Here is a 17,345-nt window from a genome sequence, read left to right as displayed (position 1 = left end):
AGCGCGACGGCGTCCTGCGCCGTGTCCGCCGCAGCGACGCGCCGCAGCAGCTCCTCGGCGACCGGCTCGGCCTCCGGCGGCGCCTCCGCGACGACCGCCCCGCGCCCGACCCCGCCCAGCGGCGTCTCCGCGGTCTCGGTGAACGCCCGGTCGCCGTCCACGACCAGCGCGGCGGCCTCGTCCAGCTCCAGGTCCAGGTCCCGCGCCAGCCAGATCAGATGCTGCAGGGCCTCCCCGGACGGGCAGCCCAGCCGTTCCGCGAGCACGACACGAGCCTCGGAGAGGACGGCGCGCTCCCGCGCTCCGTCCCCGACTCCGGCAAGTTCGGCGCCCATCGGCATCGCACCCGTCTCCGTCACCCGCTACCCCTCACGACATTCATGACCGTACAGTCACGAACGCCATGTAAACGGATGCTCATTCCTTAAATCGGTAAAGCCCGGTTACTCACCAGCGGCCCGGAACACCTCCCGCGTAAGGGCTGTGAGCTGCCGATACGCGTTCGCGAAGGAAGTTCCGGCGGGCTGCAACGTGAGCACCACCACGATCTTGTCCCCGACCACTCCCGTCGTGTGCAGCACCGGCCGCCCGATCCCGAGAGCGGGGCCCAGCACCGGAACCGCACCGTCCAGGCACGGCCTGCCCGGAGCGTCCCCGAACCCCGACCACCCCTGCTTCACCGCCCACGGCCGCCTCAGCGCCCGCGGGATGCCGAAGTACTGGTCGAAATGGTCCGTCCCGCACCGCGTCGCCCGCCGCAGCTCCCCGAGCACCTTCTCGCGCGTCCCCGCGGGAACGTCCTCCAGCAGGTACCGGTAGACCTTCACGACGTCCGCCGCGCTCAGCGCCGAGTACCCCCAGAACCCGGGCCTCTCTACCGGCGGCGGCGCGGTCTCGGTCAGCCCGATCCGCCGCGCCATCCGCGTGACGATCGCCCCGCGCCCGTTCCGCCGCCACAACTCCGACGCGGCCCCGTCGTCACTCGACCGGAGCATCGGCCCCAGCAGCGGATCGTCCCCGCGCTCCAACTGGTCCAGCGCGATCAACAGCTTGATCACCGACGCCGACCGGAACACTCGATGCGGTGCCCGCTGCACCACCGTCTTCCCATGGGCGAACACCGCGTACGAGGCCCGAACCCCGTCCGGCACCCGGACCTGAGGGACCAACGTCCGCCGTTCCGGCGCCGTGCTCCGGACCGTCCCACTCTCCACCGCGACAGGCGCCCTTCCGTCCGCACATCCGGCGAGCGCCCAGCCCAGGACGACGACGGCGACCAGCCTCCGCCCTACGCCAGCAGGCACCCGACCCGTCACCCGCTTCCCGGTACGCACCAGCCCTGGAACTGCGCTAGAGTAATCACGCCCGCTCAACGAGGGGGCAAAAACCGGGACGTAGCGCAGTTTGGCAGCGCACTTGACTGGGGGTCAAGGGGTCGTGGGTTCAAATCCCGCCGTCCCGACCAGGCATTAAGCCAGGTCAGAAAGGGCTTCGGAGCATCGCTCCGAAGCCCTTTTTTCGTTCCCGATCTGTTCGGGGAGCCACCTGCACCGGACCTACGCAGACTTGCTGCGACCGAACACAGAGTTGACGGCCTCCGCGCCCCTGGTGATCACCGGCTTGAGCTGGTGCCGGTAGACCTCTTCGGTGACCGCCGTGGACGAGTGCCCACAGAGATCGGCGATGTTCTCGATCGGCACTCCGCTGTCACTCATGATCGAGACGAACGAGTGCCGAAGCTCGCGGGGCGTCCACTGCTCACCAAGCTTGGCCTTCTTGGTGATGAGGCGGAACGCGCGCCGCACGTTCGCCGCGTCGAGCGGCGTGCCGGTCGGCGAGCAGAACACGAGGTCGTTGTTCTGCCACGACTCCCCCGCCTTGAGCTTCTGCGCGGCCTGGCGAGCATGATGCGCCTTGAGCGCCTCGGCAGCCCGCTCCGGAAGCTCCAGCGTCCGACGAGACTTCTCGGTCTTGGTGTCACCGTCCTTGCGGACGGAGCGCCAGACGTAGAGCGCGAACCGCTCGTGCGCGAAGCCGGCTTCGGAGACCGGACGCCATGCGTTGCGCTTCGCGTCCCACGCCACCACGTGTTCCCAGCGGAGGGCACGCGCCTCCTCGGTGCGGATGCCGGTCATCAGGCTGATGACGACGTAGGCATGCAGCCGGGAAGACTTGGCCTGTCCGAGGATTGCGTTCGCCTGGTCGAACGTGAGAGCTGGCTTTGCCGATGGGCGGGATCACGTGCGTCTTGGCGAGGCCGCGGTAGTTCACCACGGTCTCGTCATCGAGCCCTTTGAGGCCCTTCGCAAGCCAGTCCTTGACGGCCTCTGCGACCGTGTAGTTGGCCGAGTTCTCGATGCCCGTTTCCAGGGACGCGACGACCTTCTTGAGCTTGTCCTTGACGATCTCCTTCGTCCGCCCCTTCCTCCTCGGGCTGTGTACGCTACGTGATCGAGAGTGCTCCGACGTGGCGGGACGAGATCACCGCATGACTGGACGTGTTCAAGACGTCTCCGTAGGCTGAGTCGTCCCGAAGTCGTCCCAGGCCCGGACGGGTGCATGCCGAACGAACGCCTACGCGCCGCGCTTCTTCAGAAGAGGATCACGATCGCCGCGCTCGCCGAAGAAGTCGGCGACGCCCCCAAGACGGTCGAACGCTGGGTCACCCAAGACCGCCAGCCCTCCCGCCGCACACGCCTAGCCGTGGCTTCGTTTCTCGGTGCCGATGAAACGTACCTGTGGCCTGACGCGCTGAGCACCGATCAGGTCGCGTCTGCGTCCAACAGCGAGATCGTCACCATCTATCCGCATCGCTGGGCCGTCCCGCGGGACGCTTGGGAACGTCTGTTCGCGGACGCTCAGAACGAGGTCGGGATCCTGGTCTTCACCGGACTCTTTCTCGCCGATGACAGCGGCGTTCACCGCCTCCTCGCCGACAAGGCTCGCGCGGGCGTCCGCGTCCGTTTTCTCCTCGGTGACCCGGATTCAGCCCAGGTCGCCGAGCGTGGCGAAGACGAGGGCATCGGCGATGCCATGGCGGCCAAGGTCCGTAGTGTCATCTCGCTCTACAAGCCGCTCCGCGCCGTCGAGGGCGTCGAGTTCCGTCTCCACAGCACGGTGCTCTACAACTCGATCTACTTCGCCGACGACGAACTGTTCGTCAACACCCACGTCTACGGCGTGCCGGCGAGCAACGCGCCGTTCTGGCACATGCGCAAGCTCCCCGGCGGCGAGCTCGTCAGCACCTACCGCGAGAGCTTCGAACGTGTCTGGGACGCCGCCAAGCCCCTAACGCCGGAGGCCTGAGCATGGGACGCAGGATCGACTACTACGACGACCCCAACGCCCCCAAGGCCAACAGCCTCGTCCCGTCGGTCAACGTCGTCGTCACCAACGACAAGGGCGAAATCCTCATGATCCGCAGGACCGACAACGACAACTGGGCGCTCCCCGGCGGAGCCATCGACCTCGGCGAGTCCATCGCCGAGGCAGGCGTTCGCGAGACCAAGGAAGAGACCGGTATCGACTGCGAGATCACCGGCCTGGTCGGCCTCTACTCCGACCCCAAGCACGTCATCCACTACACGAGCAACGACGAGGTCCGACAGGAGTTCTCGATCCTGCTCACCGCCCGCCCGACCGGCGGAGCGCCCCGCCCCAGCGCCGAATCACGCGAGGTCGTATGGGTCCCCGCCGAGACCGCGGTGGACCGCACGATGGACCGCTCGATGCAGCTGCGCATCAGCCACTTTTTGTCATCCCCGGCAAACCCGGTCATCGGCTGAACGGTCGCCTCAGCCAGTTGGGAACCCTGAAGGGTTCTTAATTCTGACGAGCCGAAGTATTCTCACCAGCACCTGCGTCATGATCAAGAGGCTGTCCATGAGTGAGTCCACTTCAGCTCGGAGTATCGTCCATGCGGGTCTGACGAAGGTGACAGAGTTCATCGGGGATCTGGCCGGTGAGGTCGTCGTTCAGGTGCTGAGCTGCTTGTTCTTGGTCGGTGCCGCCGCCCTGCTCGTGGTGAGCTGGCGGCACAGCGCCGGGCTGGCAACTGGAGCGGCGTTTTTGCTGGTGATGGGAACCTTGATCGGCGTGGTGGCCTACAGGAGCCGCCGGATCAAGCATCTGATGATGTCGGCGCTGGCTACCGTTCTACTCCTCGCCCTCTGGTACGCGGCCTACGGCCTCAACTGCGATTGTTGATCGTCTCAGCAGGCGAGACAGCATGGCTATCGCTGGTCAATAGCGATCGCGAAGCGCCTGCGTCACTCGGTGCACCGCATTGATCAAGCTCGGGGATGACCTGGTGATCGAGCGTGTGACGAGGTGTCCGTCTCCGTACCGCGCCAGAATCTCGGCCAAGCGGTCCTCAACGCAGAGTTGCTCTCCGGTCGGACTCGTGGTCATGTCGCAGTAGATGAGCGCCTCACTGAGGTTGGGGGGTGCCGCGCCGAATTCTTCAGCAAGGACGTCGGCGAGTCCGCGCTCACGGGCCTCGATCATGGCGCATGAGTGGTGCGCGACCAGGCGGCACAGATGGTCGTCGGCGCGCTGGACGTCACGGAGATAGCGGGCTCCGTCCAGAGGGTGGAAGCCGGTGATCAGCAGGTCGGGGGCGTAGCCGATGTCGTGCAGCCAGGCGGCGGCTTCGAGGAGGTCGGCTTGGTCGCCGAGTATCGGGGCGAGGGTACGGGCCTGTCGGGCTACACCCTGGGTGTGCGCCCATCGGCGCGGAAGCGGTGACTCAAGATGATCCTGCGCGAGTTCCCGCGCCCTGGCTACGTTGCTCATGTACTCGACCGTAGAAGCACGGAAGTGGACACCCACGGACGGCAACGGATCATCTATGGACGTCTTGAGGTGACAAAACGTCCTTTCCCCTGCACAGGTCCGACGAGATCATCGGCTTCCAAGGCGGCGAGCGCCTGCCGAACCGTGAAGCGGACGCACCCGTAGCGCTCGCAGAGATCACGCTCGCTGGGCAAGGTCGCGCCTGGTGCGAGGACGCCGGCACTGATCTGGGCACGCAGGTCAGCGGCGATGCGCTGGTACACCGGCCGAACAGGTGAGTGTTCCTCGGTGCCGCCGTCGCGGACGAACCGGCCCATGCCCGCGTGCACCTCGATCAGGCCCTCTGCCTAGAGGATCTCCAGCGCACGACGGAGGGTGTTGCGCGTGGTCGCGAACTCAGCGCACAGGGCGTGTTCGCCTGGCATACGCGAACCAGGCTCGTAGGTGCCGTCCACCACGCGCGCGCAGCGCGGCAGCGATGCGCTTGTAGGTGCCCCAAGGGGTCCGTGTCCGTTCACCACTAGGCGGGACACATGCGGGAGGCTCGGAGTCAGGACTCCGAGCCTCCCGGTTGGACGGGATGTCCTCTGTCATTCCAGGTCCACCAACGCGCCGATGATGCGTCGTGCGAGCCCGCGGCGGTGACGTCCGTCGCTCCACGCGTGGACGGGGGGCGGGGTGGATGACGCGGCGGGACGGGATGATCTGCTGGCATGGGGAAGCCAGCGGACGCCGTCGTCCCGCCGCGTCGGTCTCGGTGCGCGCATGCGCCGGAGGGCGGTTCCGACGCTCATTGCCGGCCGGACGGGACATCAGTCCTGAACGGGCTTCGTGGTCAGGACCGCGACCAGCCACGGGCCCGGGCACGCGGTCAACGCATGCGCCGCGTTGCTGAGGTTTTCGCAGTCGGCGAGGTGATCCCCTTGCTGCTCCAGTACGCCCGGCCGTCCGGGCCGCGCACGGCCGTGAGGTGCTCGCCGATGGACGGTGCGGCCTCGGAGAAGACCCGAAGCAGCGGCGGGGAGCATTCGTACAAGTGCTTGGTCTCCCAACCGAGCCGGTTGAGACACTGCTCCAACCGGTTCAGGTGACGGCGCGTTCGGAAGTCCGTCCACGCTTCTCCGAGCGAGCGGGGCACAGGGATGACCAGCGGCTCGTGCTCCGGTATCGGCCGGTGTGAAGGGCTGAAGTACCCCGGCGCCTCGCCGGAGGAGCTTGGACGGAGCGAGCTCACAGCCGGTCACCCCGCCGTTCTGCGAGCTCGCGCTCTTCCAGCAGCGCTTCCCACAACTGGTCGCCGGTATCACGGATGACCGTGGGATCGACGCCCTGCGCCGGGTCGTGCAAGGTCGCGACCCAACACCCGAAGCCCCCGTCCCAACGGGGGGAACGCCAGATGCGATGACCAGTGAACTCCTCACGCAGATTTGCAAGTTTCTGGTCATCGGCGGACGGCTTGCCGCTGACGCGCGGACGGCTGTGTCCCGGTGCGTGTCGGTGGGGCGCTGCGGTCTGCGCCGCGCGATGGCTCGATGGGCATGACGACTCCTCGTCGCAGGTCACGGATGTGGGAGCTTGCCGAGTCGGTCGCTACGGGCAGTGACCCGGCGGGCTTGTGCAAGAGGACTCGGCAGCCGAGCCGCCACCCGTGGTGGTCCTCGGCACCTACCCGCACCGCTGGGCCGTCCCTCGTGCCGTTTGGCCGCACCACTTCGAGAGCGCGCGCCGCGAGATCGACATCCTCGCCTACGCCGGCCTCTTCCTCGCCGAGGACTCTGGCATCATCCGCACCCTCGCCAACAAGGCTCAGGCAGGCTTGGCCGTCCGCATCCTTCGCGGCGACCCCGATGGCAGTCATATTCGCGAACGAGCCGCGCTTGCCCGCGATCGGCTCACGCTCGTCGTCCATCACCGTCCAGTGCTCGACAAGCTCACCCATCTCCACTGGAACACGGCCCATGGAGACGAATACTCACCGAACACACCAGCCACTGGCAGGTGATTCACCGGTCTCGTTTGCGGCGGTGACACGTCCGTTAACGGCACCCGGCGATCCGCCGATAGCCGTCCGCCTCATCCCCGCCCGACATTGCTCCGAATGCAATTCTTCTATTGCACCGACATATTGTTCCCAATAGCCTCGAGCCGTCAAACCGATCTGACCAGGAGGCGCGTACGGTGGGAACTTTCATTAATGGACAGATCGCCATCGCCTATGACGACCACAACCCCTGGGGCACCGGGCCGCCGCTGGTGCTCGTCCACGGCCACCCCTTCGACCGCTCGATGTGGTCACCCCAGGTCCAGCACGTCGGCCGCCATGGGCGCCGGGTGATCGTCCCGGATCTGCGCGGCTACGGCCGGAGCACCGTTGTGCCGGGCAAAACACCGCTTCGGACTTTCGCCCAGGACATCGGCGGCCTTCTCGACCACCTCGGCGTCGAACAGATCGTCCTCGGCGGCCTGTCCATGGGCGGACAGATCGTCATGGAGTTCCATCGCCTGTTCCCAGACCGGCTCCGCGGACTCGTGCTTGCCGACACCACCCCGCAGGCGGAGACCGAAGAAGGCAGGCGGGTCCGCAACGCGATGGCCGAACGGCTGCTCAAGGAGGGCATGGGCGGCTACGCGGACGAAGTGCTGGCCAAGATGGTGGCGCCCGCCAACGTCCGGCGGTTCCCCGCCGTGGCCGAGCACGTCCTCGGCATGATGCGGGGAACATCCGCCGAGGGAGCCGCCGCCGCGCTGCGCGGCCGCGCCGAGCGTCCCGACTACGTCGCGTCGCTGTCGCGCGTCCACGTGCCCACGCTCGTCCTCGTCGGCGACGAGGACGAGTTCACGCCGCTCGGCGACGCCCGGCTCATGCACCGGCTCATCCCGGACTCCACACTCGTCGTCGTCGAAGGCGCCGCGCACATGCCCAACCTCGAGGCGCCGGCCGGATTCAACGAGGCGCTGAGCACGTTCCTCGACTCGATTCCCGGAAAGCAGTGAAGCCCATGACCATGACCGCCTTCGTCACCGGCGCCAGCACCGGCTTCGGTGCCGCCATCACCCGCCGCCTCGCGGCCGACGGCGCCCGCGTCGTCGCGTCGGCACGGAGAGCAGCCCTGCTCGCCAGGGTGGCGGCCGACCACCCGGGCACCGTCCACCCGCTCGAACTGGATGTGCGGGACAGACCCGCGGTCGAGCACGCGATCGCCACCCTGCCCGCCGAGTTCGCCGAGATCGACCTGCTGGTCAACAACGCCGGCCTCGCCCGGGGACTGGAACCCGCCCAAGACGCCGACCTGGACGGCTGGGATCAGATGCTCGACACCAACTGCAGGGGACTCATGTACTGCACCCGGGCGATCCTGCCGGGCATGGTGGCACGCGGCCGGGGACACGTGGTCAACGTAGGCTCGGTCGCCGGCGCCTACCCCTACCCCGGCGGCAACGTCTACGGCGCGACCAAGGCGTTCGTTCATCAGTTCAGCCAGAACCTGCGCAGTGACCTGCACAGCACGGGCGTGCGCGTCACCTGCGTCGAGCCCGGCATGTGTGGGGACACGGAGTTCTCGACCGTGCGGTTCGGCGGGGATCGGGAGCGGGCCCATGCCGTCTATGCCGGAATGCGGCCGCTCGGCCCGACCGACATCGCCGAGACCGTGTCCTGGGCCGCGTCGCTGCCGGCGCATGTCAACATCAACGTCGTCGAGCTCATGCCCGTCGCCCAGAGCTTCGCGCCGTTCCAGATACACCGAAACCTTCCAGCGCCGGCTTGATCCGGGTAAGAACCTCCAGCCGGTGCGGCCGCCCCGTCCCCCGACCATGTGGTGCCTGGGCGCCGCGCACCCACCATCGGGCAGGGTCGTTCCACCAGAGCAGGACACCGGCCGCCGTCAGTCCTCCACTCACCGCGGACGGCCAAGGCAATCCCACAGCAGGCCTCGACATCGGCTACCAGGCCGCATAGGCGGCCTTCTGAGGATCAACAGTTCGGAGGTTCGGTGGTCCGGTCGCGAGCACCTCGCCACCGAACGGAGCTGCCGTCGTCCCGCGGCCTTTGACGGCCATGCCGAACCGGCCCGCCGGATTCTCGAACCACCACAGCGGACTGTCGCCCGCTGCGCGCTTGAACGCCTCGACGGCGGCGCGGACCCAGAGCACGGAGGGGTGGGCGGAGGTGACCGGGGGCCCGTCGATCCGCTCGGTTCGTCGATCTGCTCGGCCGGTCAGGCTTCGGGGTGGCGGGCCAGGCGTTCGATGGCGGCCAGGTGGGTGCGCAGGTCCTGTTGCTGCTCTGGGCTGAGGTGATCGCGGAGGCGGCGTTCCAGTTCGAGGACCTGTCCGTCGGCCTTGTCGAGCAGCCGCCGGCCGTCCGCGGTGATCCGGGTTTCCAGGACGTGCCGGTGGGTGGGGTGGGGGGTGCGCTCGATTCTGCCTTCGCGGACCAGCCGGGCGACGGTCTGGTTCATCGCCTGAGGGGTGACGAAGCAGCGGCGCGCCAGTTCGGCGCTCGTGATGCCCGGCGTCTCGTCCAGCAGGATCAGCACGTTGTACTGAGCCAGCGTCAGGCCCGCCGCGCGGACCGCGGCCTCCTTGGCCTGCTGAGTCGCCTGTTCGGCGGTCTTGATGGCCGTCAGCAACCGGCGCCGCGGCGCGAACTCGGGGTCCATGAGAAGACTATAGCCGCCTGACAAGTATCAAGCATCTTGATTTAAAAAAAGATTCTTGCCTAGTATGAGGATCCTTGCCTACTGGAAGAGGACTCTCGTATGACTGACTCCACCACCGCACGGTCCGCCTCCGAGGTCGCGCTGGACTATCTGGACGCTTTCGGGAAGGGCGATGTCGACACCGCGCTCGCCCTGCTCACCGACGACGCCGTCTGGCACGTCGACGGCGCGCCCGAGGTCCCCACCGTCGGCCTGCGGCGGGGGCGGGACCGGATCCGGCGGTGGATGGCCGTCTTCCCCGACGCGTTCGAACCGCTCGGCGGCCAGGTGTTCACCGTGGCCGACCAGGGTGACGACGCGGTCGTGTGCGGACGGTTCCACTTCCGGGTCAAGGCCACCGGCCGGATCGCCGAGGGCGACTACGCCGTCCGCTTCACGGTCCGGGACGGACGGATCGCCCGCTACCAGATCTTCGAGGACTCGCTGGCGCTCGCCGCCGCGTTCGACGTCGAAACCGCGCCGGGCGCGCGGAGGATCCGCATCAACGACACCGTGTACGGCTACGACGACACCGGCACCGGGCCGGTGGCGCTGTTCCTGCACGGCCTGTTCGCCGACCGGTCGATGTTCGCCGCCCAGATCCGCGCCCTGACCACCGCCCGCCGCTGCATCGCGCCGGACCTGCCCGGTCACGGAGCCAGCACCTGGCCCGCCGACGGCTGGACGCTCGACGACGTCGCGGAGGACCTGGCCCTGTTGATCACCGAGAGCCGGTGGGGTCCGGTCGCGCTGGTCGGCCAGTCCCAGGGCGGCATGATCGCGATGCGGCTGGCCGCCCGTCACCCCCGGCTCGTCGAGCGCCTGGCCCTGGTCGGCACCACCGCCCGCGCCGAACCCGCCGACCGCCTGCCGCGGTGGCGGGAACGCCGCACCGTGCTGGAGACCGGCACCGCCGACGACCGGCGGACGCTGTTCCGGCAACTCCAGCACGCCGCGACGACGCCGGAGTGGCGGACCGCTCACCCCGCCGCGGCCGCCGCCGAACCGGACGTGATGACCGGCCACTCCCCCGAGGCCATGCCGCTCGCACTGGACGCCGCGGTCCTGCACCGCACCGACGTCCGCGACCTGCTCCCCCGCGTCAAGGCGCCGACCCTCATCCTTACCGGGCAGAACGACCAGGCCATGCCCGTGCAGTGGGCGCAGGAGACGGCCGCGCTGATCCCGGACGCGAACCTGCTGGTGCTTCCCGACGCCGCCCATCACCTCCCGCTGGAAGCACCGACCGCGGTCACCGAGCACCTCACCCGCTTCCTCACCTGACCCGCCGGCAGCGCCCGGTTCGGCGTACTGGTCGAGGATCGCGAAGGCGGTCCGCTCGTCCACCCTGGTGCCGAAGTACATCGTCCCGAGGGCCATCGTGGGGATGGTCATCACTTCGGCCTCGTGGCTGGAGCGCGCTCCAGGTCATGCCGGGGCGCGGGATGAGCGCGAACGAGGCCGGGGCCACCGGGCAAGTAGGGGTATGACCCTCTCCACGAAGCCGGCCGCGGCGCCGGGGGCCGGCGAGGCCCTTCCGCCCTGGGCGGCCGAACGCGCCGTCCACTCTCGCACCGGGCCACGGCACCGCCGTCCCGGACGGCTTCGACCAGGACGACCTGCACGGACAGCGGGGGTGTCGATGCTCCGCCTTGGGAGACTCCACGCCGCCGCGGACGGGAGCCCCGCGTGTCCGTGACCGGTGATCTCGGTCGCGCGGGAAGCGCGTCGGAGACCGACTCCCGGCAAGCGTCGCCACGAGGGGCGGGCGGTTCGGCCAAGCAGCGGCTCGGGGCGTTGCTGTCACCGGAAATGCGGCTGAGGGTGTCCAACTCACTGTTCCAGCACCGTCACCGCCGTCTGTGCGACGGATACGTGCTGCTGCGGGTGAACGGCCGTCTGCGGGTGGCCGAGGTGCGGGACGACCTGGCTCCGTTGCAGGCGTGGCGGGAGACGCTGGAGTTCGTCTGCTCGGCGCTGACGGCGGCGTCGGTGCCGTTCTTCTGCCTGCGGCCCGTGGACTTCCGGGCCTCGGGCGTCGCCGTGCCGATGGTCCACCAGAAGCGGGCCGTGGAGGCGCTGGCCGTGGCCGCCGCGCGGGTGCACGCGCGGATCGGCCCCGTGAACGACCCGGACGGCAGCCGGGCCGCCAGTGGGCGGGAGGCGTGGGACCGGCTGGGCACGCGCAGGGCCTTCCGCGTCTCGCGGAACTTCTGCGCGCCCGACGGGGAGATGGTCCTCGGGTCCGAGCACGGTTGCGTGGTGGAGTTCTGGGAGTCGCGGGACGGGTGGCTGGTGGCCCCGCGCGCCAACCGCATCACCGACGTGCTGTCCTCCGAAGGTGAGATCACCCATGTCCCCGCGCCCGTGCTGACCCCGATGGCGAACAGGGACGACACCGAGGCGCGCTATCCCACCCGGGCCGACTTCCTCCTGGCGGTGGTCGACGAGGTCACCTTCCCCATCGACGTGGTCTACACCTGGGTGGACGGCGGCGACCCGGCGTGGCGGGCCCGGCGCGACGCGGCCTACGAGCGGGTCACCGGCGAGACGCTGCACGAGCAGGCGGCCAACGAGTCCAGGTACACCAGCCGCGACGAACTGCGCTACTCGCTGCGCAGCCTCGCCCTGTTCGCGCCGTGGGTGCGGCACATCCACATCGTCACCGACGCGCAGGTGCCGTCCTGGCTGAACACCGACCATCCGAAGATCACGGTGGTGGACCACAGGGAGATCTTCGGCCACCGCGGCCTGCTGCCGACGTTCAACTCCCACGCGATCGAGTCGCAACTGCACCACATCCGGGGGCTGTCGGAGCACTTCCTGTACTTCAACGACGACGTGTTCCTCGGGCGTCCGCTGGCTCCGACCTCGTTCTTCCATCCGAACGGGACGGGCAAGTTCTTCCCGTCCAGCAAACGGGTGGACCTGCGGGACCCCTCGGCGGCCGACCTGCCGGCGACGGCGGCGGGCAAGAACACCCGGCGGCTGATCGAGCGGACCTTCGGCGGGGTGCCGCTGGCGCGGATCAAGCACACCCCGCACGCGCTGCGGCGCAGCGTGCTGTCGGAGATCGAGCACCAGTTCGCCGAGGAGAGCGCCGAGACCGCCGCCCACCAGTTCCGGCACCCGGACGACGTGGCGATCCCGTCGTCGCTGTACCACTACTACAGCTTCTTCACCGGCCGGGCGGTCGAGGCGGACATGGCGTACCGGTACATCAACCTGGCCGCCCCGGAGGCCGCCGAGCGCCTGGACGTGGCGTTGGAGCAGCGGCCGTATGAGGCTTTCTGCATCAACGACACCGAGTTCGACGCGGAGGCGGCGGCGCGGCAGCACGAGCTGGTCGAGCGGTTCCTGCGGGCGTACTTCCCGGTACCGAGCCCGTACGAAGTCGGATCGGGCGAATGAGGCTGCTCCCTCCGGCGCGGAGGCGGGCCGTGGCCGGTGTCATCCTGCCGCTCCTGCTGGGCGCGATGGTGGTCCGGGAACTGGACGCTCGCCACGCGACCGGCACGACGCGGGTCGCCGGGCCGTCCGCGGTCGCGTTCATGCAGGTCGTCGCGCATCCGGACGACGACCTGTACTTCCTCAACCCTGACCTGCTCCAGTCGGTGCGGTCGGGTGCGCCGGTGACGACGGTCTACGTCACCGCAGGGGAGGCCAACGGGCAGAACGTCGCCCCCGGCCGGCCCGCGGTCGCCACCGACCATGCGGGCTACATCGCCGCGCGGCACGCCGGGCTGCGGCGTGCCTACGCGCAGATGGCGACCGGGAATCCGAACGCCGTGTGGACGCGTGGCGTGCTTCCCACCATGGAAGGGCCGGTCGAGTCCGACACCCTGGGCAAGCGGCCGAACGTGCGGTTGGTGTTCCTCAACACCGGTAACTGGCGGGGCTCCGACGGCAGGATGCGGCGGCTGATGGGGTTGTGGGAACGCCGGGTCGAGCGGTTGCGGACCCGTCCGGCGCTCGGCAGCCCCGTGGGCAAGCCGACGTCTTACACGCGGGCCGAACTGATCGCGCAGTTGGACGAGCTGATGCGGCGGTTCCACCCGTCGGTGATCCGCACTCTCGATCCGGCCCCGGAGCGTGGCACCGACCAGAAGGGTTTCGAGCACCGCACCGACCATCCCGACCACACCGCCACGGCGTTGATGACGCGAGAGGCCGCGCGCCGCTACCAGAAGCAGGTGACCGGACCGGTGGTGACGGAGTACTACCGGGGCTACTACAACCGGCACTGGCCGGCCAACCTCGGCCCGGGCGCGTTCCAGGCGAAGATGTCGTTCATCCGAACCTACGGATGGGCCGACAAGGGACGTTTCCCCTGCCGGGAACCCGGCGGATGCGGAGACCTGCGAACCGGGGACTCCGGCGACCGCAACGGCTGGCCGCAGAGCACCCACCCTCGCTATACCGGCTCCACCCGTTGGATGCAGCCGCAGGCCGACGGACGACTGGTGGCGTTCGCGGTGGTCAGCGACCGGGTGACGCGCTGGGAGCAGGACCGGCCGGGCGGCGGATGGCGTCCGGGCGTGCCGATGCCCGATCCCGGTTTCGTCTCCGACCTGGACGTCGCGCGGCTCCCGGACGGCCGTCTGGCGGTGTTCGGGCTGCGCGTGCTGCGGACCGCCGCGCTGACCCGGCCCCGCTACCAGATCATGTACGCGCGGCAGGACCGTCCCAACGGGCCGTTCGGTGACTGGCGCGACCTGGGGAACCCCGCCGGATCGACCATGGTGCGCGAGCACGACGCGGGCGCTCCGGTGACGGCCGTGGACGGCGCGGGCCGGATCGCGGTGTTCAGCCGCAACTCCGGTCAGGGCGTCAGCGTCCGGTACCAGAACGCCGACCAGACCTTCGGTCCGTGGATCGACCTCGGCGGTCGGCGCGTCCAGGACGGGCTGACCGCCGGAACCGACGCTTCGGGACGTATCGAGGTGTTCGGCGCGGCGGTCCCGGCCTGGGCCGAATGGCGATGGAACAGGCAGCCGGGCACACCGAGCCTGTGGCACTGGCGCCAGCCCGCCTCCGGCCGGCCCCTCGAAGGGCCCGGGGCGTGGACGCCGACCGAGGTGGGTGCGACCGGGCCGCTGACCATGGTCCGTGACGGGCGGGGACGGTTGAGCCTGGTGGCGCGGCAGGTCGGCGGTCCCGGCACATTGGTGTTCCGGCAGCGGACTCCGGACGGAGCGTGGCCTGACCGGCCAGTGAGCCTGCCGGGTCCGGGCGGGGTCGGCCCGGTCGGTGCGGTGGAGCCGTCGGGAGCTGCGGGAGGCGGTCCTCTGCTGGTCGGACGGGACGCGTCCGGTGGCGTGGGCGTCTCGGCGGGCGGAGCCCGCTGGCAGGACGCACCTGGCCTCTTCATGCACGCCCCCGCCACCGTGGTGGACGGGCAGGGCGGTGTCGTGACGGCCGTGCTGGATCCGTTGGGGCGGCTCAGAGTGACCCGCCCCTACACCTCGTCCGGTTCCGGAGTCGATACCGCCCGATGGCAGTGGCAGACCGTGGGCGTACGCGCGCCCGGTGACAGTTGAGAGCGGGGGACGACAGGCGATGAACGCGTCGCGGTACTGGCGCATGGCGCGCAATGATCCGGGCTGGTTCGCCCAGCGCCTGCGCGAGGAGGCCGAGGTCCGTACGGCGGTCGCGCAGCGGCGTATCCGCCGCGAGACCGATGAAGCGGTCCGGGTGGCCGTCGCGCGCAGCGGCCTGGCCAAGGTGGTCACCTCCGGGCCGTCGGCCGAGGTCTCCTACTTCGCGGTGCTGGACGGCCGCACCCTCAACCTGCACGCCCGGCTCCCCGAAGCCGTGGACGGTGCGGCCGAGCTCGTGTTCGCCCGCGCGGGTCGGCGTCTTCACGCGCCCGTCGACCCGGTGGTCGCCGGCGAGCTGACCGCGACCGTGCCGCTGGGCGAGGCCGCGGGTGGTGTGCGGCTGACGCGCGGCGGCTGGCGGATCGGGGTCCGGGTGCGCACCGCCACCGGCGAGCGCGCCTTCACCCTGCTCGGCGGCGCGCGCGTCCTCGGCGCCTGGGACGGCCCGACCGCGCTGACGCCGCCGTGCCCCCTGTCGGGAATGCGGTTCGTCCCCGAGACCTCGGCGACCGGGATGAGCCTGCTGCGGGTCGCCGACCCCGAGCCGTCCGCCGAGATCGTCGGCCTGGACCTCACCTTCGCCCGGATCACCGTGGACTTCGCACTGGTCGGAACATCGGCCGCCGCGCGGGCCGCGGTGCGTTTCCAGGCGCGCGGCAAGGCGGGTGGTTCCGCGCCCGCGCACACCGTCGCCGCCACGCCGGTCGGCCGTCCCGGCGCGCGCGGCCCGGTCTTCCGCGTCACCGTGCCGCTGCGGCAGATGGCCACCGGCAGCGGCAGCGGCGGGGAACGGCTGTGGCACCTGTTCGCCGAACCGCCCGGTGAGCGTCCGCTGCGGCTCGGCCGCCGCCTGCATGACGTGCGCGACCCGCGCCGCGCCCTGCCCGTGGCGCAGCGGATGCTCGCCGTCTCGCCCGCCGCGCTGGTGCGCGTCCGCCCCTACTACACCGGCTCCGGTGATCTGGTTCTGGCCTGCGCGCCCGTCCCGGCCGGCGCCCCCGCCTTCCCGGAGACCTCCTCATGAAGATCACGTTCCTGCTCACCTGGGCCGACGCCATGGGCGGCACCGAGCGCGCCGTCTACACCCAGGCCGAGTTCCTGGCCGCGCGGCACGAGGTGGAGGTCATCAGTGTCTTCCGCACCAGCGCCGAGCGGTTCTTCGACACCCGGATCCCCGTCCGCTACCTGGTGGACGAGACCGGGCCGGTGCCGCGCCCGGTCCGCGCCAGCGGCATGAGCGACGAGGTCTGCCGCGCCCTGGCCGCCGCGCCGTCCCGGCTGATCGAACCGCGCTGGGAGAAGGCGTTCCACCGGCTGTCGGACCTGGAGATCGAGCACGTCCTGCGCGAGCTGGACACCGACGTGCTGGTGTCCACCTCACCCGCGCTGATGGCGGTGACCACCACCCTGCCGCCCGCGCGGGTGCTGACCGTCCACCAGGAGCACCGGCCGTCGCAGATCCGCGGCGGCACCGGCGAGCCGCTGTTCCGGTACGCCCCGCGCCTGGACGCCCTGGTGGTGCTGACCGAACGCACCCGCGAATGGTTCGCCGAGTCCCTGACCGACTGCGCGCCCCTGCTCGAGGTGATCGTCAACCCCGTCCCCGCCGGGTTCCGGCCGCGTTCGTCGCTGTCGGCCAAGGCGGTCACCATGGCGCGGCGGCTGGTGCCCGACAAGCAGGTCGACCACGCGATCCGCGCGTTCGCCCAGGTCGTCGAGACCCACCCGGACTGGGAGCTGCGGATCTTCGGCGACGGCCCGCGGGCGTCCGCGCTGCGCCGTCTGGTCAACGCGCTCGGGCTGCACGACAACGTGCGGCTCCTCGGCCCGACCGGGCACATGGCCGAGGAGTGGGCCAAGTCCTCGATCTGCCTGCTCACCTCCCGCGACGGCGAGGCGTTCCCGCTGGTGCTGGGCGAGGCGTTCGCCGCCGGGGTCCCGGCGGTGAGCTACGACTGCCAGACCGGCCCCGCCGAGATCATCACCGACGGCGTCAACGGGTTCCTGGTCGCCCAGGACGACATCGACGGTCTGGCCGCCGCGCTGCTCAAGCTGATCGGCGATCCGCAGATGCTGAGGGACTTCGGCGCGGCCGCGCTGCGCCAGGCCGCCGAGTACGACATCGACCTGGTCATGGGCCGGTGGGACGCCCTGTACCGGCGGCTGCTGGCCGGCCGCGACGCCCCCGCCCGGTCTGCGGCCAGGACCGACCGGCTCGCCGCCTGGGGCGCGCGCACCGGCGGCTCGGGCT

18 protein-coding genes, 1 tRNA gene and 2 pseudogenes are annotated in these 17,345 nt (G+C 70.0%); 12 read left to right on the top strand and 9 right to left on the bottom strand.

Annotation, left to right across the window (positions count from 1 at the left end; translation table 11 throughout):
- Both DZF91_RS37070 and DZF91_RS37065 read right to left on the bottom strand, forming a co-directional pair.
- A pseudogene (locus DZF91_RS37070) lies at nucleotides 1-359 on the bottom strand (SpoIIE family protein phosphatase); the annotation flags it as partial.
- Between the two features lie 84 nt (nucleotides 360-443).
- Nucleotides 444-1,058, bottom strand: a complete 615-nt coding sequence (locus DZF91_RS37065; RefSeq protein ID WP_199487149.1) for a hypothetical protein — start codon at nucleotides 1,056-1,058, stop codon at nucleotides 444-446.
- Between the two features lie 330 nt (nucleotides 1,059-1,388).
- On the opposite strand from DZF91_RS37065, the gene DZF91_RS37060 reads away from it, so the two are divergent.
- A tRNA-Pro gene (locus DZF91_RS37060) sits at nucleotides 1,389-1,465 on the top strand.
- A 91-nt stretch (nucleotides 1,466-1,556) separates the two neighbouring features.
- Here DZF91_RS37060 and DZF91_RS37055 read toward each other — a convergent pair.
- Nucleotides 1,557-2,201, bottom strand: a pseudogene (locus DZF91_RS37055) (site-specific integrase); the annotation flags it as partial.
- 358 nt (nucleotides 2,202-2,559) lie between these two features.
- Here DZF91_RS37055 and DZF91_RS37050 point away from each other — a divergent pair.
- From DZF91_RS37050 to DZF91_RS37040, 3 genes are all read left to right on the top strand, one after another.
- A complete protein-coding gene (locus DZF91_RS37050; protein ID WP_117361686.1) occupies nucleotides 2,560-3,306 on the top strand; it encodes an XRE family transcriptional regulator in 747 nt (248 codons plus the stop codon).
- 2 nt (nucleotides 3,307-3,308) lie between these two features.
- Nucleotides 3,309-3,785, top strand: a complete 477-nt coding sequence (locus DZF91_RS37045; RefSeq protein WP_117361685.1) for an NUDIX hydrolase — start codon at nucleotides 3,309-3,311, stop codon at nucleotides 3,783-3,785.
- Nucleotides 3,786-3,864: 79 nt separating this feature from the next.
- Nucleotides 3,865-4,206 carry a hypothetical protein gene (locus DZF91_RS37040; protein ID WP_117361684.1) on the top strand — a complete coding sequence of 114 codons (342 nt, stop codon included), beginning with the start codon at nucleotides 3,865-3,867 and terminating at the stop codon, nucleotides 4,204-4,206.
- Nucleotides 4,207-4,242: 36 nt separating this feature from the next.
- On the opposite strand, the gene DZF91_RS37035 is transcribed toward DZF91_RS37040, so the two are convergent.
- The 4 genes from DZF91_RS37035 to DZF91_RS39210 form a co-directional block, all read right to left on the bottom strand.
- Nucleotides 4,243-4,794 carry an HD domain-containing protein gene (locus DZF91_RS37035; RefSeq protein WP_117361692.1) on the bottom strand — a complete coding sequence of 184 codons (552 nt, stop codon included), beginning with the start codon at nucleotides 4,792-4,794 and terminating at the stop codon, nucleotides 4,243-4,245.
- Nucleotides 4,795-4,847: 53 nt separating this feature from the next.
- The gene (locus DZF91_RS42520; protein WP_117361690.1) at nucleotides 4,848-5,111 is read right to left on the bottom strand and encodes a GntR family transcriptional regulator; all 264 of its coding nucleotides are present in this window, start codon (nucleotides 5,109-5,111) and stop codon (nucleotides 4,848-4,850) included.
- A gap of 30 nt (nucleotides 5,112-5,141) precedes the next feature.
- The gene (locus tag DZF91_RS42515) at nucleotides 5,142-5,219 is read right to left on the bottom strand and encodes a GntR family transcriptional regulator (protein ID WP_235834838.1); all 78 of its coding nucleotides are present in this window, start codon (nucleotides 5,217-5,219) and stop codon (nucleotides 5,142-5,144) included.
- 805 nt (nucleotides 5,220-6,024) lie between these two features.
- Complete coding sequence (locus DZF91_RS39210) at nucleotides 6,025-6,357, bottom strand: hypothetical protein (protein WP_147341559.1); 333 nt, start codon at nucleotides 6,355-6,357, stop codon at nucleotides 6,025-6,027.
- Nucleotides 6,358-6,442: 85 nt separating this feature from the next.
- Between DZF91_RS39210 and DZF91_RS37015 the strand changes: the two genes are divergently transcribed.
- The 3 genes from DZF91_RS37015 to DZF91_RS37005 all read left to right on the top strand — a co-directional run bounded on the left by DZF91_RS37015 (nucleotide 6,443) and on the right by DZF91_RS37005 (nucleotide 8,561).
- On the top strand, nucleotides 6,443-6,796 hold the full coding sequence (locus DZF91_RS37015) for a phospholipase D-like domain-containing protein (protein ID WP_117361682.1): 354 nt from the start codon (nucleotides 6,443-6,445) through the stop codon (nucleotides 6,794-6,796).
- A gap of 176 nt (nucleotides 6,797-6,972) precedes the next feature.
- A complete protein-coding gene (locus DZF91_RS37010; RefSeq protein ID WP_199487148.1) occupies nucleotides 6,973-7,788 on the top strand; it encodes an alpha/beta fold hydrolase in 816 nt (271 codons plus the stop codon).
- Nucleotides 7,789-7,793: 5 nt separating this feature from the next.
- Nucleotides 7,794-8,561: an SDR family NAD(P)-dependent oxidoreductase gene (locus DZF91_RS37005; RefSeq protein ID WP_117361688.1), complete on the top strand. Its 768-nt coding sequence runs from the start codon at nucleotides 7,794-7,796 to the stop codon at nucleotides 8,559-8,561.
- 175 nt (nucleotides 8,562-8,736) lie between these two features.
- On the opposite strand, the gene DZF91_RS39205 is transcribed toward DZF91_RS37005, so the two are convergent.
- Nucleotides 8,737-8,946, bottom strand: coding sequence for a hypothetical protein (locus DZF91_RS39205; RefSeq protein WP_147341558.1), 210 nt, complete (start codon nucleotides 8,944-8,946; stop codon nucleotides 8,737-8,739).
- Nucleotides 8,947-9,011: 65 nt separating this feature from the next.
- On the bottom strand, nucleotides 9,012-9,455 hold the full coding sequence (locus tag DZF91_RS37000; RefSeq protein WP_117361681.1) for a MarR family winged helix-turn-helix transcriptional regulator: 444 nt from the start codon (nucleotides 9,453-9,455) through the stop codon (nucleotides 9,012-9,014).
- 99 nt (nucleotides 9,456-9,554) lie between these two features.
- Between DZF91_RS37000 and DZF91_RS36995 the strand changes: the two genes are divergently transcribed.
- The 5 genes from DZF91_RS36995 to DZF91_RS36975 form a co-directional block, all read left to right on the top strand.
- Complete coding sequence (locus DZF91_RS36995) at nucleotides 9,555-10,778, top strand: alpha/beta fold hydrolase (protein ID WP_117361680.1); 1,224 nt, start codon at nucleotides 9,555-9,557, stop codon at nucleotides 10,776-10,778.
- A 540-nt stretch (nucleotides 10,779-11,318) separates the two neighbouring features.
- Nucleotides 11,319-12,905 (top strand): stealth family protein, encoded by a 1,587-nt coding sequence (locus DZF91_RS36990; RefSeq protein ID WP_158588135.1) that lies wholly within the window; start codon nucleotides 11,319-11,321, stop codon nucleotides 12,903-12,905.
- Between the two features lie 29 nt (nucleotides 12,906-12,934).
- Nucleotides 12,935-15,034: a PIG-L family deacetylase gene (locus DZF91_RS36985; protein ID WP_158588134.1), complete on the top strand. Its 2,100-nt coding sequence runs from the start codon at nucleotides 12,935-12,937 to the stop codon at nucleotides 15,032-15,034.
- 19 nt (nucleotides 15,035-15,053) lie between these two features.
- Entirely contained in the window at nucleotides 15,054-16,118 is a 1,065-nt protein-coding gene (locus tag DZF91_RS36980; RefSeq protein ID WP_117361677.1) for a hypothetical protein, read from the top strand.
- Nucleotides 16,115-17,345: glycosyltransferase family 4 protein (locus DZF91_RS36975; protein WP_147341557.1), on the top strand; the 1,231-nt coding region annotated here is incomplete at its 3' end. The genes DZF91_RS36980 and DZF91_RS36975, both read left to right, overlap by 4 nt.

Source organism: Actinomadura logoneensis, assembly GCF_003428695.1.
Classification (GTDB): Bacteria; Actinomycetota; Actinomycetes; order Streptosporangiales; family Streptosporangiaceae; genus Spirillospora; species Spirillospora logoneensis.
Note: the sequence above shows the minus strand (reverse complement) of the source record. Positions and strands in the feature narration are given on the sequence as shown.